The organism is Pandoraea faecigallinarum, from assembly GCF_001029105.3.
In the GTDB taxonomy this organism is placed as follows: Bacteria; Pseudomonadota; Gammaproteobacteria; order Burkholderiales; family Burkholderiaceae; genus Pandoraea; species Pandoraea faecigallinarum.
In genome coordinates this window covers 1-14,971 of record NZ_CP011807.3, presented here as the reverse complement: position 1 = coordinate 14,971, position 14,971 = coordinate 1, and the positions used below count along the sequence as shown (strand labels likewise).

General features: G+C 61.2%; 11 protein-coding genes and 1 tRNA gene. 4 read left to right on the top strand and 8 right to left on the bottom strand.

Going from position 1 to position 14,971, the window contains the following annotated elements; all coding sequences use genetic code 11:
- The first annotated feature begins 75 nt into the window (after positions 1-75).
- Positions 76-160 (top strand) — tRNA-Leu (locus tag AB870_RS00050).
- Between the two features lie 102 nt (positions 161-262).
- On the opposite strand, the gene AB870_RS00045 is transcribed toward AB870_RS00050, so the two are convergent.
- The 3 genes from AB870_RS00045 to AB870_RS00035 all read right to left on the bottom strand — a co-directional run bounded on the left by AB870_RS00045 (position 263) and on the right by AB870_RS00035 (position 3,391).
- Positions 263-799: a hypothetical protein gene (locus AB870_RS00045; protein ID WP_157112181.1), complete on the bottom strand. Its 537-nt coding sequence runs from the start codon at positions 797-799 to the stop codon at positions 263-265.
- A 262-nt stretch (positions 800-1,061) separates the two neighbouring features.
- On the bottom strand, positions 1,062-2,402 hold the full coding sequence (locus tag AB870_RS00040; protein ID WP_157112414.1) for an MFS transporter: 1,341 nt from the start codon (positions 2,400-2,402) through the stop codon (positions 1,062-1,064).
- A 107-nt stretch (positions 2,403-2,509) separates the two neighbouring features.
- Complete coding sequence (locus AB870_RS00035; protein WP_047906441.1) at positions 2,510-3,391, bottom strand: isocitrate lyase/PEP mutase family protein; 882 nt, start codon at positions 3,389-3,391, stop codon at positions 2,510-2,512.
- A 260-nt stretch (positions 3,392-3,651) separates the two neighbouring features.
- Here AB870_RS00035 and prpR point away from each other — a divergent pair, with 260 nt between their 5' ends.
- Positions 3,652-5,712 carry a propionate catabolism operon regulatory protein PrpR gene (gene prpR, locus AB870_RS00030; RefSeq protein ID WP_084663153.1) on the top strand — a complete coding sequence of 687 codons (2,061 nt, stop codon included), beginning with the start codon at positions 3,652-3,654 and terminating at the stop codon, positions 5,710-5,712.
- Between the two features lie 30 nt (positions 5,713-5,742).
- On the opposite strand, the gene gdhA is transcribed toward prpR, so the two are convergent.
- Positions 5,743-7,086 carry an NADP-specific glutamate dehydrogenase gene (gene gdhA / locus AB870_RS00025; protein WP_047906440.1) on the bottom strand — a complete coding sequence of 448 codons (1,344 nt, stop codon included), beginning with the start codon at positions 7,084-7,086 and terminating at the stop codon, positions 5,743-5,745.
- The gene (locus AB870_RS26205; protein ID WP_157112180.1) at positions 7,083-7,472 is read right to left on the bottom strand and encodes a hypothetical protein; all 390 of its coding nucleotides are present in this window, start codon (positions 7,470-7,472) and stop codon (positions 7,083-7,085) included. Before AB870_RS26205 ends, gdhA begins: the two co-directional genes overlap by 4 nt.
- A 48-nt stretch (positions 7,473-7,520) precedes the next feature.
- Here AB870_RS26205 and fmdA point away from each other — a divergent pair, with 48 nt between their 5' ends.
- A complete protein-coding gene (gene fmdA / locus AB870_RS00020) occupies positions 7,521-8,759 on the top strand; it encodes a formamidase (RefSeq protein ID WP_047906439.1) in 1,239 nt (412 codons plus the stop codon).
- A 24-nt stretch (positions 8,760-8,783) separates the two neighbouring features.
- Complete coding sequence (locus AB870_RS25430) at positions 8,784-9,122, top strand: FmdB family zinc ribbon protein (RefSeq protein WP_047906438.1); 339 nt, start codon at positions 8,784-8,786, stop codon at positions 9,120-9,122.
- A 302-nt stretch (positions 9,123-9,424) separates the two neighbouring features.
- Here the strand turns inward: AB870_RS25430 and gyrB are convergent, their stop codons facing one another.
- The 3 genes from gyrB to dnaA all read right to left on the bottom strand — a co-directional run bounded on the left by gyrB (position 9,425) and on the right by dnaA (position 14,971).
- Positions 9,425-11,902: a DNA topoisomerase (ATP-hydrolyzing) subunit B gene (gyrB, locus tag AB870_RS00015; protein WP_047906437.1), complete on the bottom strand. Its 2,478-nt coding sequence runs from the start codon at positions 11,900-11,902 to the stop codon at positions 9,425-9,427.
- A 180-nt stretch (positions 11,903-12,082) separates the two neighbouring features.
- The gene (gene dnaN / locus AB870_RS00010) at positions 12,083-13,189 is read right to left on the bottom strand and encodes a DNA polymerase III subunit beta (RefSeq protein WP_047906436.1); all 1,107 of its coding nucleotides are present in this window, start codon (positions 13,187-13,189) and stop codon (positions 12,083-12,085) included.
- A 240-nt stretch (positions 13,190-13,429) separates the two neighbouring features.
- Complete coding sequence (gene dnaA / locus AB870_RS00005) at positions 13,430-14,971, bottom strand: chromosomal replication initiator protein DnaA (RefSeq protein ID WP_047908597.1); 1,542 nt, start codon at positions 14,969-14,971, stop codon at positions 13,430-13,432.

Sequence of the window (14,971 nt, the reverse complement as noted above, 5' to 3'; positions counted from 1 at the left end):
CAGGGGACGTTTCGTGAGTGAAGCATTCACAAAACCCGATTTTCCCGTTACAATCGCGCTCCCTTGCAGGACAAAGCCGACGTGGTGAAATTGGTAGACACGCTATCTTGAGGGGGTAGTGGCGAAAGCTGTGCGAGTTCGAGTCTCGCCGTCGGCACCAAGGTTTCAGAAGGCAGAAGATCGAAAGATCTTCTGCCTTTTTCGTTGACGTCACAGGAATGCGGCCTCGCCGCTTGCCGCCACGTCCCGCCCGCCATCACTGTCAACGCAGCAATCCGGCCTCACGCAGCGCGCGCTGCACCGACGGCCATTGCGTGCGCGCGAATTTCCCCAATCCGATCCGTTTCCAGTTTCTCTGCACGGCGGCATGCCCTTCGGGTCCGTCCGTCAACAGGCATTCCAACGCCAGCAGCCGCAGCCTCGGGTCCAGTCGGCCGAAGTAGTGCACGAGCAGATGGAACAGCGCGTAGCGCCTGTGCTTGCCGGACATTTTCGCCTGCCACCGCACCACGAATGCCTGCCATTGCGGCGTACGTCCGCCACCTTGCACCGCCTTGGCCCACTCCGTCACGATGTCGGCCGACAAGTCTTCGCATATGCCGAGAAAGTCCGACTGGAACCGGAAGGCCGTGTCCGGGTGAGGCGGGACCAGCGAGAACGGCACGACGCTGGGCGGCTCGGCGAAATTGACGACGCCAGCGAGGTCTTGCGCAATATCGGGCGTGGCGCTGGCGCGCGACGCCTCGTCCATGTCGGAGGGAAGGACCAGACCGGGTTCCGGAATGAGCGGCAACAGCATGCAAGCATCTCCGTGGCAACGAACGGTATGACGCGCCACAGCGCCCTGCACGCCGCATTCGACACGCGGGCGTTGCATCGCCGTGGCAGCGGGCATCCGGGATGGAAAACCCCATCCTGTCACCCATTTCACGCCATTCTTTGCAATACACGCCCGCGGCTTTCGGATTCCGGGCCCGCGCAGGCGCGATCCCGCGTTACCGATGGGAGATCGCGCAATCGCCTCGCGCGAGCTTAGCGACATCAGCTACGTTATCGGACCGTCAGTCGAATTTGCGCCCACGTGTCTCGGGCATCTTCAGGTAGACGAGCAGCGAAATGGCCGCGCAGATCGTGACATACCAGTAGAAATACGACTCGTGGCCGCTGGCCTTGAAGCGCAGTGCGACAAATTCCGTCGTGCCGCCGAGAATCGCCGTGGTCAGCGCATACGGAAAACCGACGGCGAGCGCGCGGATGCGCGGCGGGAAGAGTTCGGTCTTCGCGAGCATGTGGACCGACGTGAAGCCCGAGAGCATCACCAGTCCGCCGAACGACAGGGCGAACGCCGTCAGCGGATCCCTGGTGTGACTCAGCGCGGTGAACAGCGGCACGGAGAAGAGCGTGGTGCTTACGCCGAAGATCATCAGCACCTTGCGGCGGCCGATCACGTCCGACAACAACCCGAAGAGCGGTTGCAGCGGCATGTACAGCAGCAACGCCATTGTGGAGACGAATGTCGACGATTCCTTCGACAATCCGACGGAATTGACCAGAAACTTCTGCATATAGACGGTGAACGTGTAGAACGCGACGGTGCCGCCGATGGTAATTCCGATGGCCAGCAGAATCTGTCGCCAGTGGGCAAGGACTTCGCGCGTAATTGACGTCTCGCGCTTCTTCGCGCTATCGACGAACGCCTCGCTCTCCGCCACATTGCGGCGCATGTACAACGCGAAGAGCGCCAGCACGCCGCCGAACACGAACGGGATGCGCCATCCCCAATGTTCGATCTGCTCGGCGGTGAGCAGCCAGCGCTGCATCACCAGCATCAGACCAAGCGCGACGAGTTGCCCCGCCACCACACTCACTTGCAGGAAGCCCAGGAAAAAACCCTTGCGATTCTCCGGCGCGACTTCGCTCAGATAGGTTGCGCTCGTGCCGTACTCGCCGCCCATCGACAGCCCTTGCAACAGGCGCGCGGCGATCAGCACGATCGGCGCAAAGATGCCGATGCTGGCGTAACCGGGCGTGAGCGCGATCATCATCGACCCCACGCTCATTGCGAGCACCGATCCCGTGAGCGCGGCTTTGCGGCCGCGCCGGTCGGCATACAGACCGATGAGCCAGCTACCCAGCGGACGCGCCACGTAGCCCACCGCGGCAATCGCCGCCGTGTTCATCAACTGGACGGTGGGGTTGTCGCCGGGGAAGAAGGCCTTCGCGAAGTAGATCGAGAAGATGCTGTACGCGAGAAAGTCGTACCACTCGATCAGATTGCCGGCGAGACCGCCGACGATGGAGCCCAGCTTGACGGGCGCGCGCTGAGCGGCGGCGGAGGTGTTCGGGGCGGGCGAGGTGGGGGATCGACGTGCGGCAAGCGAATCCGAGGGGGGCGTCACAATCTGTCTCCAATACTTGTTGTTCGATGCCGTAGTGCAGCGTTGCCGTACTTCGACAATGCGGCAAGGCGGCAATGCGGTGTTACCGGTGAAAACGGGGGGCGTTGCGCTCAGTCGGCGGCGTATTGCCTGTCGAGGGCGTCGTAGAACGGCTTGTTCACCAGACGCTGACGCTCCGCGAACGGCACGACCAGCGACGGGTCTTCGTCCAGCCGCCCGCTCTCGCGCAGCGTGCCCAGTGCCTTTTGCATGCCCAGCACGGCACTCTGCAGCGCGGCATTCGCGTACAGCACGATGCCGTAGCCGAGTTCGGCCAGACGTGGCTGTGGCTGCGTCGGCGTTTTTCCGCCGATGACGATGTTGATGAGTTGCGGACGCTCGAACAGTGCCGGCAAACGTTCGATGTCGGCCAGCGTTTCCGTCGCTTCGATGAAAAGAATGTCGGCACCCGCGTCGATGAAACGGTGGCCGCGCTCGATGGCCGCTTCGATGCCTTCGACAGCCGCCGCATCGGTGCGGGCGATGATTTGCAGATTGCCGTCTTCGCGTGCGTCGACCGCCGCGCGAATCTTTCCGGCCATCTCGTCGGCGCCGATCACGGCTTTGCCGTTGAAGTGGCCGCACTTCTTGGGCAGCACCTGATCTTCGAACTGAATGGCATCGGCGCCACTGCGCTCCAGCACGCGCCCCGTGTGGCGCACGTTCAGTGCGTTGCCGAAGCCCGTGTCGGCGTCGACGACGATCGGCAACGAGACTGCATCGCGCACACGTGCGGTGTGCTCGGCGATCTCCGCCAGCCCGACGAATGCCAGATCGGGCAGGCCGAGCGACATGTTGGTGACGCCGGCACCGGTGAGGTAAAGCGCTTCGAAACCTGCGTCTTCGATGACACGGGCCGAGAGGGCATTGAAGGCGCCGGGCACGAGCAGCCCGCGGCGGGCCTCGACTGTGCGGCGGAATTCGGCGCGGCGTTTTGCGGTCGCGGTCGTCATGGCGACGGTCTCCAGTTGAGTTATCGGTGGCGGAGACCCTATTCGCAATGTATGTGCCAGCTCCGTTCCCATTCGAGAATGTTAAAAAATCCGCCGTGCAATCATGGGCTTGCGCTGAACTGCCCGGCTCTCGCGGATGTGGCAAAATTCGCGAATCGCGCTTGAAACGTTTCACGAAACACTTTTGAAACACATCGAAAACGATAGTGTGAAACGGATCCGCCCAGTGGTCAGCGCGCTCAAATACCGTAGACACCGTCATGCACCCCGACCTTTCCGACGATCCGCCGCCGCTGCATGCACGTCATGCACAGCACACGTTACATGCCGGTCACATCGCGCCCGCATCGCCGGATCCGCGCGCCCGTCGTCCCGGCATTGCACTCGTGAGCATCAGCCGCTTGCAGACGCTGTGCGAGACTGTCGCGCCGCGCTACACCGACCGTGCACGGTTTTACGCCGTGCGCGAAGGCTATGGCGCGGCGGTCGCCGCGTTGCAGACGTACGTGGAGTCGGGGGCGGTCGATGTCGTATTGGCCGCCGGATCGAATGGCGCGTATCTGCGCGAGAATCTGTCCGTGCCTGTGGTGACGGTGAAGGTCAACGGCTTCGACGTTCTCAGCGCCATTACGCGGGCGACGACCACGTGGCCGGATCAGCCGCTTGGGCTGGTGTTGCACGAGACGGTGTCGCGCGAACTGGACGATCTCGGCCAGTTACTGAAGATCCGTATTCATCAGCGCGCGTACCGCTCGGCGGACGAAGTGCAGCACGCCGTCGACACGCTTGCCGAACAGGGCTGCAAGGTCATCATCGGTCCGGGCATGGCGTGCGACTTTGCGCAGCAGGCCGGACTCGAACACGTCTTCCTGTATTCGCTTGGCGCGGTGGAAGAGGCCTTCGAGCGCTCCGTGGAACTGGCGCGCGTGAGTCGCGAAAAGGAATCGAAGCGCATGCGGCTGAACACCATCGTCGCGCACATGCGCGATGGCGTCGCCGCCTTCGACGACAACGGTCAACTGGAAGCCGTCAATCCGGCGATGTTCACGCTGTTGGGCGTGGATGCGGAGCGCGTTGCCACGCAGGGTGCACGCCAGTTCGAGCTCACGCGCAAGCTCGGGCCGATGTTGCGCGAGTTGTCGGAGAGCGGTGTTGCCATCGAGGAGCGGTTGGCGCATATCGACGGGCGCGCCTTCATCACGAGCTGCGTGCCGATCTACGAGCATGGCATGCGCGCGGGGGCCGTGGTCACGGTGCAGGACGCCCAGATGGCGCAACGCATCGACCGTTCGCTGCGCACCACGCAGCGTCCGAAGCATCTCGTTGCGAGGCACGAACTCTCGGAGCTTGTCGGCGATTCGCCGCAGATCGAGAAGGTCCGGCGTCTGGCGCGCGCCGGCGCGCCGCACGATGCGACGGTGTTGCTGACGGGCGAGAGCGGCACGGGCAAGGAGTTGGTCGCCCAGGGCATTCACAACGCGAGCGCCCGGCGCGGCAATCCGTTCGTCGCGTTCAACTGTGCGGCGCTGCCCGAAGGACTGATCGAGAGTGAGTTGTTCGGGCACGACGAGGGCGCGTTCACCGGCGCGCGTCGCGGCGGAAAGGCGGGGCTGTTCGAGATCGCGCACACCGGCACCATCTTTCTCGACGAAATCGGCGAGATGCCGGCGGCGATGCAAACCCGGTTGTTGCGTGTCTTGCAGGAACGCGAGGTCATGCGGCTGGGCTCGGGGCGTGCGGTGCCGGTGGACGTGCGCGTGATCGCCGCCACCCATCGCGATCTCAATGCACTGGTCGCTGAAGGACGCTTTCGCGCCGACCTCTATTTCCGGCTCAATCTCTTGCAGGTGACGCTGCCCGCGCTACGCGAGCGGCGTGACGACATTCGTCTGCTGGCGGCGACGCTGCTCTCGAGAAACGCCGCGCAATACAAGCTGGATATGGGGGCGTCCGGGCCGATCCTTCAGGTGCTCTCGCCACTGTTCGAGCGTTACGACTGGCCGGGCAACGTGCGGGAGCTGGAAAATCTGCTCGTGCGCGCGGCGATCTATCTCGATAACGATGCCGTGCGCCATGCGCAGACGTTGCACGAAGTGTTTCCGGAGTTGCAACGCCTGCGGCCGGGGTCGATGCCCTCGCATGAAGTGCGTCGGGAAGTGCGAAGGGAAGCGATGCACGGTGATGGCCTCGGGCGCGACGTCGTCACGCGCGAGACAGCCATCGCGGCATTGCAGGCGTCGGGCGGCAATCGCGCGGCCGCTGCGCGAGCACTGGGCATCGGCCGCACGACACTCTGGCGGTTGATGAAATCCGCGACGTGAGCGGAGGGAAAGCGGTGCCGATCGTCTCGCTCAGATCACACCTTGCGCCAGCATGGCGTCTGCCACCTTCACGAAGCCGGCAACGTTCGCACCGTTGACGTAGCTCACCGAGCCATCCGCGCGACGACCGTGATGCACACAGACGTCATGGATGCTGCGCATGATGTCGTGCAGGCGCGCATCGACTTCCTCGCGCGGCCACGAGATACGCATGGCGTTCTGGCTCATCTCCAGCCCTGAGGTTGCCACACCACCCGCGTTGCTGGCCTTGCCTGGCGCGTAGAGAATGCCGTGGCTCTCGAAGCGTCTGGCGGCTTCGTTCGTGGACGGCATGTTGGCGCCTTCCGCGACGCAGATCACGCCGTTGCTGATCAGCATTTGCGCATCGTCGGCGTCGAGCTCGTTCTGCGTGGCGCAGGGCAGAGCAACGTCCACCGGGACATGCCAGGGGCGCGTGCCCGCCAGGAATTTGCTGCCGGTGCGTTTGGCGTAGTCGCTCACGCGCCCGTAGTGGTGGTTCTTCACGTCCATCAACTCGGCGAGCTTTTCGGTAGTGAAACCGTCTTCGTCGACGACGGTGCCGCTCGAATCGGAGACGGTAACGACCTTCGCGCCGAGTGCCATCGCTTTTTCGACGGCGTATTGGGCGACGTTGCCCGAACCGGAGACGCTCACGCGCAGACCGTCGAAGCTGCGTCCGGATTGCTTGAGCATTTCTTCGGCGAAATAGACCGTACCGTAGCCGGTGGCTTCCGGCCGGATCAGCGATCCGCCGAAGGACAGCCCCTTGCCGGTGAAGACGCAATCCGCGCGGTTCGAGAGTTTTTTCATCATGCCGGCCATGAAGCCGACTTCGCGGCCACCGACGCCGATGTCACCGGCGGGCACATCCGTATCGCTGCCAACGTGGCGGAACAGCTCGCTCACGAACGCCTGACAGAAGCGCATGACTTCGCCGGGGCTCTTGCCCTTCGGATCGAAGTCGGAACCGCCTTTGCCGCCGCCCATGGGCAATGTGGTGAGTGCGTTCTTGAACGTCTGTTCGAAGGCGAGGAATTTGAGAATGGACAGGTTCACCGACGGGTGGAAACGCAGCCCGCCCTTGTACGGGCCGATGGCCGAACTGTGCTGGATGCGATAGCCGCGATTGACCTGCACGTCGCCATGATCGTCGACCCACGACACGCGGAACATGACGGTGCGCTCCGGTTCGACGAGACGGTCGAGCAAGCCATGTTCGGCGTATTTCGGATGTTTCGATATGAAGGGCCAGAGGCTTTCCATCACTTCCGTGACAGCTTGCAGGAACTCCGGTTGGCCAGGGTTGCGCTCGCCGGTGGCGCGCAGAAAGTCGTCAAGCGATTGATATTTCATCTCGGATGCCCGTCGGTGGTGCTTATTCTTGTGCAGGGAAAGTATTTTGCACCAATTAGGATCGCGATATGATCGAAAAAGAAAAAAATCAGGGCAAACACGGTAGTTCGTGCTGAAATTCGACGTACTGCAAAGTAATTGTGCTGCCGGTGCGGTTTGTGAGACAACGTTGATCGTTGTTGTTGCGCATTGCCATGATGGGCGGCTCTTGTACGAAGCTTGTCTGTATTTCGAGGTTGGCCGAAGTCCCGTGCGCCGGCCGTGAGGTCCGTTTCGCGCAGCGCACGTCGTTGTGTTGGTGTGGTGGTTGTGACGGTATCGCTACCGTCGATGTCAGTTCGTTCTCGAATATCTCTCTGCGTGACCCGACGCCAATCGGCGTTCATTGAATCGCTGGTGCCCCCCACTGGCGTGTGCAACCAGGAGCGAGTGCAATGGCTGAAACTCTCATCAAAGTCGATCTGAACCAATCCGCTTACGAAAATGAACAGGTGCACAACCGTTGGCACCCGGACATTCCGATGGCGTGTTGGGTAAAACCTGGCGACGACTTCATTCTCGAAACCTACGACTGGACCGGCGGCTTCATCAAAAACGACGACAGTGCGGACGACGTCCGCGACATCGATCTTTCCATCGTCCATTTCTTGTCGGGACCGGTGGGAGTGAAAGGGGCGGAGCCGGGCGATTTGCTCGTGGTGGATCTTCTCGACATCGGCGCCAAAGCGGATAGTCAGTGGGGTTTCAACGGCTTTTTCTCGAAGACGAATGGTGGCGGGTTTCTGACGGATCACTTTCCGCACGCGCAGAAATCGATTTGGGATTTCCACGGGCTTTATACGAGTTCGCGCCATATCCCTGGCGTGAATTTCGCAGGGCTGATTCATCCGGGGTTGATCGGGTGTCTGCCCGATCCGGCGTTGCTTGAGACGTGGAATGCGCGCGAAACCGGCCTGATCGCGAAAGCGCCGGATCGGGTGCCGCCTCTGGCGAATCCACCGTTCGCCGCGACGGCGCACATGGGAAAACTGACGGGTGCCGCGCGTGAAAAAGCGGCGGCTTCAGGCGCGCGGACGGTGCCGCCACGCGAGCATGGGGGGAATTGCGACATCAAGGATCTGTCGCGCGGCTCGAAGATTTTCTTTCCGGTGTATGTGGATGGCGCCGGACTCTCGGTTGGCGACCTTCACTTCAGTCAGGGCGATGGCGAAATCACGTTTTGTGGTGCCATCGAAATGGCTGGGTGGGTGCATATGCGCGTGAATGTGATCAAGGGCGGAATGGCGAAGTACGGCATTCGTAATCCCGTGTTCCAGCCGAGTCCGATCACGCCGGTCTACAACGACTATCTGATTTTCGAAGGTATCTCCGTCGACGAAAATGGCGGGCAGCATTATCTCGACGTGACGGTGGCCTATCGTCAGGCATGTTTGAACGCCATCGAGTATTTGAAGAAATTCGGTTATTCGGGTGCGCAGGCGTATTCGATTCTGGGTTGCGCACCGGTACAGGGACATATCAGCGGCGTGGTGGATATTCCGAATGCGTGCGCGACGCTGTGGTTACCGACGCAGATCTTCGACTTTGATATTCGCCCGAATGCCGATGGGCCGATTCGTCATGTGAAGGCGGGGGTCGATATGCCTTGCTCGCCGGATTTGGCGAAGACCTGACACACCGCCGCCAAGGAGAAAGCCATGCCGATATACGACTTCGAATGCGCGAGTTGCGGGACATTTGCGGTGATGCGGCGGATTGCCGATCGTGACAATCCGTGTCATTGCCCCGATTGCGGGACACAGGGATCGAGAGTGATCACGGCGCCGTCGCTGGCGTTAGTGGAAAGCGCGAGCCGCTCGGCACACGCGACGAATGAACGGGCCGCGAATGTGCCACGGCAGTCCGCCGACGATCCCCCGCGCGGGCACGGTGCGGGGTGCCGTTGTTGCGCCGGGGGGAAGGTGACGTTGGCGGGCGCGGAAACACCCAGGCGGCTGAAACGGCCGGAGGGGCGGCCGTGGATGATTAGTCATTGACTTCCGGTTGGCTTCCGGTACCCGTAATGCCCGTAAGGTTCGTTTGGGTATCGCGAAAATTTCCTCCATCAAATGACAAGGCCCATCAGTCTTCCGACTGATGGGCCTTGCCATGTCAGACCACGTGCGGACCCGCAGAGCCGTCTCACTCAACGTCTCGGGTCGATTCTTCGACGTCTGTTGCGCACTCCATCAGGCTTTGCACTGGTCGGGGAATAGACGCGATTCGAAATGGAATTGTTGAACGGTGTACATAGCCTCATCGGTCTTCGCGTTATAGGCCATCGATTCAACAAACACCATCAAACATCAATATTCCCCGCCCGCAGCGCATTGGTCTCGATAAACGCGCGACGCGGTTCGACGTCGTCGCCCATGAGCGTCGTGAAGATGCCGTCTGCGGCAATCGCGTCTTCGATCTGAACGCGCAGCAAACGGCGTACCGTCGGGTCCATCGTCGTTTCCCACAGCTGCTCGGCGTTCATCTCGCCCAAGCCCTTGTAGCGTTGCTTCGAGACTTTGCTCTCGGCATCGGCCATCAGCCACTTCATCGCCGACTTGAAATTCGTCACCGATTGCGAGCGCTCGCCGCGCCTGATCGTCGCCCCTTCGCCGATCAGGCCCTTGAAGGTTTCCGCCGTCTTCTGCAATTGTGCGTAATCCGCCGTCTGCAAGAAGTCCGGATCGATCACCGACACCTTCACGTTGCCATGATGGCGTCGCTCAACACGCAGCGAGACCACCGGGTCGGCGTTCTCGACGTCTTCCGTCACCGCGCGGATCGTGATCTCCGGTGCCAGCGGATCGTTGCTCAACGCGGCTTCCAACGCTGCAGCCGACTGCTTCGCCGTTTCTTCACTCGTCAGATCGATGTCCACGCCCTCGGTCACCGCGGTCAGCACCGACGCCTCATACACGCGGCTCAGACGCTCGATCACACCATCGGACAACTGATAGCTGCGCGTCAGCTCGCCCAGCGCATCGCCCGAAATCGGTGCGGCGCCCGCCATCGGCGTCAACTCTGCATTGTTCAGCGCGAGCTTCAGCATGTACTGCGCCAGCTCGCTCTCGTCCTTGATGTAACGCTCGTCCTTGTTGTGCTTGACCTTGTACAGCGGCGGCTGCGCAATGTACACGTAGCCTCGCTCGATCAGCTCCGGCACCTGGCGGTACAGGAACGTCAACAGCAGCGTCCGGATGTGCGCACCGTCCACGTCCGCATCGGTCATGATGATGATGCGGTGATAGCGCAGCTTGTCGATGTTGTAATCGTCCTTGCCGATACCGCAACCCAGTGCGGTAATCAGCGTCACGATCTGCTCGCTCGAAATCAGCTTGTCGAAACGCGCCTTCTCGACGTTCAGCACCTTGCCACGCAGCGGCAGGATCGCCTGGAACTTGCGGTCGCGACCCTGCTTTGCGGACCCCCCTGCCGAGTCGCCCTCGACCACGTAGATTTCGCACAGCGCCGGATCCTTCTCCTGGCAGTCCGCCAGCTTGCCCGGCAGGCCAACGCCGTCGAGCACGCCCTTACGACGCGTCATTTCGCGCGCCTTGCGTGCCGCGTCGCGCGCACGCGCCGCTTCCACGATCTTCGAGCAAATGATCTTCGCGTCGATCGGCGTCTCCTGCAGAAAGTCCTCGAGCGCCTTCGCCACATACTCTTCCACCGGCGCACGCACTTCCGACGACACCAGCTTGTCCTTCGTCTGCGACGAAAACTTCGGCTCCGGCACCTTCACCGACAACACGCAGGTCAACCCCTCGCGCATGTCGTCGCCGGTCGTCTCGACCTTCGCCTTCTTGGCGATCTCGCTCTCGGAAATGTACTTGTTGATCACGCGGGTCATCGCCGCCCGCAGACCCGTCAAGTGCGTGCCGCCGTCGCGCTGAGGAATGTTGTTGGTGAAGCACAGCACCGATTCGTTGTAGCTGTCGTTCCACTGCATGGCGACTTCCACGCCGATACCGTCGCGCTCGCCCACCACGTGGAACACGGTCGGGTGCAGCACCGTCTTCGACTTGTTGATGAATTCGACGAAGCCCTTCACGCCGCCGCCGAATGCGAAATCGTCTTCCTTGCCCGTGCGCTGATCCGTCAGACGAATGCGAACGCCGTTGTTCAGGAAGGACAACTCGCGCATACGCTTGGCGAGAATGTCGTAGTGGAATTCGACCTTGCCGAAGATCGTTTCGTCGGCCAGGAAATGCACTTCGGTGCCGCGCTTGTCCGTGTCGCCCAATACCTTGAGCGGCGACGTCTCGACGCCGTCGACCACGTCGATCTCACGATTCTGCGGCACGCCACGGTGGAATTCCATGAAGTGCTTCTTGCCGTCGCGACGCACGGTCAGCTTCAGATACGACGACAGCGCGTTCACGCACGACACGCCCACGCCGTGCAGACCGCCCGACACCTTGTAGCTGTTCTGGTCGAACTTGCCGCCCGCATGCAGTTCCGTCATCACGATTTCCGCAGCGCTGCGCTTCGGCTCGTGCTTGTCGTCGAACTTGATGCCCGTGGGAATGCCGCGACCGTTGTCCGTCACGGAGATGGAGTTGTCCGCGTGAATGACCACGTGGATATCGTCGCAGTAACCCGCCAGCGCCTCGTCGATCGAGTTGTCCAGCACCTCGAATACCAGGTGATGCAGACCCGTGCCGTCCGACGTGTCGCCAATGTACATGCCGGGACGCTTGCGCACAGCCTCCAGACCCTCGAGGATCTGAATGGAGGCTGCACCATAGCCGCTTTCGGCCTGCTTTTGCTGTTCGCTCATGACAATCTTCCGGTTACTGCGTCATTTCTGACGAATTACTGCTTCATGACCTGCCGCCTCCAGCGCACGTTTGGCACCCCGAAGGCCGCTTATCCCGCAAAAGGATAATTCTCTAGAAACGCCAAAGGGGCGCTCGGCCCCTTCGCGCATGTGTGACGGCGCGTATGGCGGAATGTCCGCTCAAATGCGCATCGGCATGACGACGTACTTGAATTCGTCGTTGTCCGGCAGGGTGATCAGCGCGCTCGAATTGGCGTCGCCGAGGCTCACCTTCACCTGCTCGACCTTGAGGTTCGACAACACGTCGAGCAGATAAGTCACGTTAAAGCCGATATCCACCGACTCGCCCGTGTAATCGATCTCGATTTCTTCCTGCGCTTCTTCGTTTTCGGTGTTGTTCGCGCTGATCTTCAACTGGTTCTCGCTCACCAGGAAACGCACACCCTTGAACTTGTCCGACGTGACGATGGCCGCACGTTGCAGCGAACGATGCAACTCTTCACGGCCGATGACGAAGCTCTTGTTGTAACCCTTCGGGATCACACGGTTGAAGTCGGGAAACTTGCCCTCGACCAGCTTTGAGACCAGCTCGACATTCGCGAAACGGAACTTGACCTGGCTCGGCGCCACGTCGATCTGCACCGGATCGTCGATGTCTTCGAGCAGACGCTGCAACTCGAGAATCGTCTTTCGCGGAATGATCACTTCCTGACGCGCAAACTTCTCGCCCGCAATCGTCGTGTTGCAGTACGCCAGACGGTGACCGTCCGTTGCCACCGCTTCAATCTTCTCGCCTTCGACGACAAGCAGCATGCCGTTCAGGTAGTAACGGATGTCCTGCTGCGCCATCGCAAAGTGCACCATGCCCAGCAATTGACGGAACGCACGCTGCGGCAGCGCGAAACTCGCGGCGTAGTCGTTGGCCTCGGCCACCGTCGGGAAATCTTCCGCTGCCAGCGTCTGCAACTGGAAACGGCTCTTGCCGGCCTGCACCGTCAGACGCTTATCCGACAGCGAGAGCGCCACTTCGGCGTCCGGCATGTTGCGCAGAATGTCGAGCAGCTTGCGCGCGGCCACGGTCGTCGCCACATCGTCGGCGCCGGCACCGCAGTCGGCGGTGGTCGTGATCTGCAACTCAAGGTCTGTGGACAGGAAGGAAATGTCCTGTCCGTGCTTGCGAATGAGCAAATTGGCCAGAATCGGCAACGTATGGCGACGCTCGACGATGCCACTCACAATTTGCAGCGGCCGCAGCAGATTGTCTCGTTGAGTTTTGACCAATTGCATATTTATCCTTCGTAGTAACTGTTAACGGGTGCCAGTTTCAGCTGAAAACCCGAAGATTCCCTTATCAATCAATCGCTTGCTGACGGGATAACAGGGCGGAAAACGCTGTGGACGAGTCGGGGACGCATTGTGCGCCGATCCGCTATTGTGCCCGAAAACGCCAGTTTCCCCCAAACCGCACCCAGCTTATCCACAGGGAGCCAGGCAACCCCGCCCGCGCCCCTGCGTATCCGCCGGCTGTTACCCCTTGAGCGTCTGTTCCAGCACGTGCAACTCGTGATTGAGTTGCGCGTCCTTGCCTCGCTCTTCCGCAATCTTGCGTACCGCGTGCAGCACGGTCGTATGGTCGCGACCGCCGAACAGCTCGCCGATTTCCGGCAGGCTCTTCTGCGTCAGTTCCTTTGCCAGATACATCGCAATCTGCCTCGGCCGTGCAATATTGGCAGGCCGCTTTTTCGAATACATGTCGGCGACCTTGATATTGTAAAAATCCGCGACCGTCTTTTGAATGTTCTCGACGGAAATCTGACGATTCTGAACCGTCAGCAGATCTTTGAGCGCTTCCTTCGTCAGTTCGATGGTGATTTCGCGACCATGGAATTTCGAATACGCGAGGATCTTGCGCAGCGCGCCTTCCAGTTCGCGGACGTTCGAGCGCAGATGCTTACCGACGAAGAACGCCACGTCCTCCGACAACCCCACGCCCTCGGCCTGCGCCTTCTTGATCAAGATTGCCACGCGCATTTCGAGTTCGGGCGGCTCGATGGCCACCGTCAGTCCCGAATCGAAACGGGAAATCAGACGGTCGTCGATGCCGGTGATTTCCTTCGGATACGTGTCGCTCGTGATAATCACCTGCGCGCGGTTCGCGATCAGCGCTTCGAACGCGTAGAAGAACTCTTCCTGCGTACGGCTCTTGCCCGAGAAAAACTGAATATCGTCGATCAGCAGCAGATCGAGCGAATGGTAATAACGCTTGAATTCGTCGAATGCCTTGCGCTGATAGGCCTTGACCACGTCGGACACGTACTGCTCGGCATGGATATAGCGAATGCGCGGATTCTGCTTTTCGGCCAGCAATTGATTACCGATCGCGTGAATCAGGTGTGTCTTGCCCAGGCCGACGCCGCCATACAGAAACAGCGGGTTGTACGACGTACCCGGGTTGTTCGCGACCTGAATCGCCGCCGCGCGGGCCAGTTGGTTCGACTTACCCGTCACGAAGTTATCGAACGTGAGCACCGGATTGAGCTTCGAGCGCTCGTAGATCGACTCGACTTCGCCGACCGGCACCGGCTCCTGCGGGGTCACACGCCAGTTGCGGCGAACGGCCTCGGCTTCGCTCGCTTCGATATCTGGACGTTCTCCATCGAGCGACGCGGTATCCGCCGCATGATTGCCATTCGCGCCGGCCACCGCAACGTGCGCGGCAGCCGCCGTGGGGTTCGCTCGCGCCACGTTCGCCGGCACGGGCGCGGGGGCCGGGCTGACCACCGGTGCAGGGGCGGGGGTGGAGGAGGGCACGCGCACGCCAGCCTTCGGATCGAGAACGAACGTCACTTCGATCGGGGCATTCCAATAATCCGACGCCATGCTCTGGATACGCCCGGAGAACTGGCTCTTCACCCAATCCAGCTTGAAGCGGTTGGGCGCGCCGATCTTGAGCGTGCGCGCCTGTTCGTCGAAGTCGAGCGGCGCCAGCGGCTTGATCCACGTGCGGAATTGCTGGGGCGTCAGCTCTTGTTCGAGGCGAGTCGCGCAGTGTTGCCAGAAGTCGTTCAT

Bases quoted from the DNA above. Each gene is read 5' to 3' on its own strand.
- prpR (WP_084663153.1), top strand. From the start codon at position 3,652: ATGCACCCCGACCTTTCCGACGATCCGCCGCCGCTGCATGCACGTCAT.
- AB870_RS25430 (WP_047906438.1), top strand. From the start codon at position 8,784: ATGCCGATATACGACTTCGAATGCGCGAGTTGCGGGACATTTGCGGTG.
- AB870_RS00045 (WP_157112181.1), bottom strand. From the start codon at position 799: ATGCTGTTGCCGCTCATTCCGGAACCCGGTCTGGTCCTTCCCTCCGAC.
- dnaA (WP_047908597.1), bottom strand. From the start codon at position 14,971: ATGAACGACTTCTGGCAACACTGCGCGACTCGCCTCGAACAAGAGCTG.
- AB870_RS26205 (WP_157112180.1), bottom strand. From the start codon at position 7,472: ATGAACGCCGATTGGCGTCGGGTCACGCAGAGAGATATTCGAGAACGA.
- fmdA (WP_047906439.1), top strand. From the start codon at position 7,521: ATGGCTGAAACTCTCATCAAAGTCGATCTGAACCAATCCGCTTACGAA.
- dnaN (WP_047906436.1), bottom strand. From the start codon at position 13,189: ATGCAATTGGTCAAAACTCAACGAGACAATCTGCTGCGGCCGCTGCAA.
- gdhA (WP_047906440.1), bottom strand. From the start codon at position 7,086: ATGAAATATCAATCGCTTGACGACTTTCTGCGCGCCACCGGCGAGCGC.
- gyrB (WP_047906437.1), bottom strand. From the start codon at position 11,902: ATGAGCGAACAGCAAAAGCAGGCCGAAAGCGGCTATGGTGCAGCCTCC.
- AB870_RS00035 (WP_047906441.1), bottom strand. From the start codon at position 3,391: ATGACGACCGCGACCGCAAAACGCCGCGCCGAATTCCGCCGCACAGTC.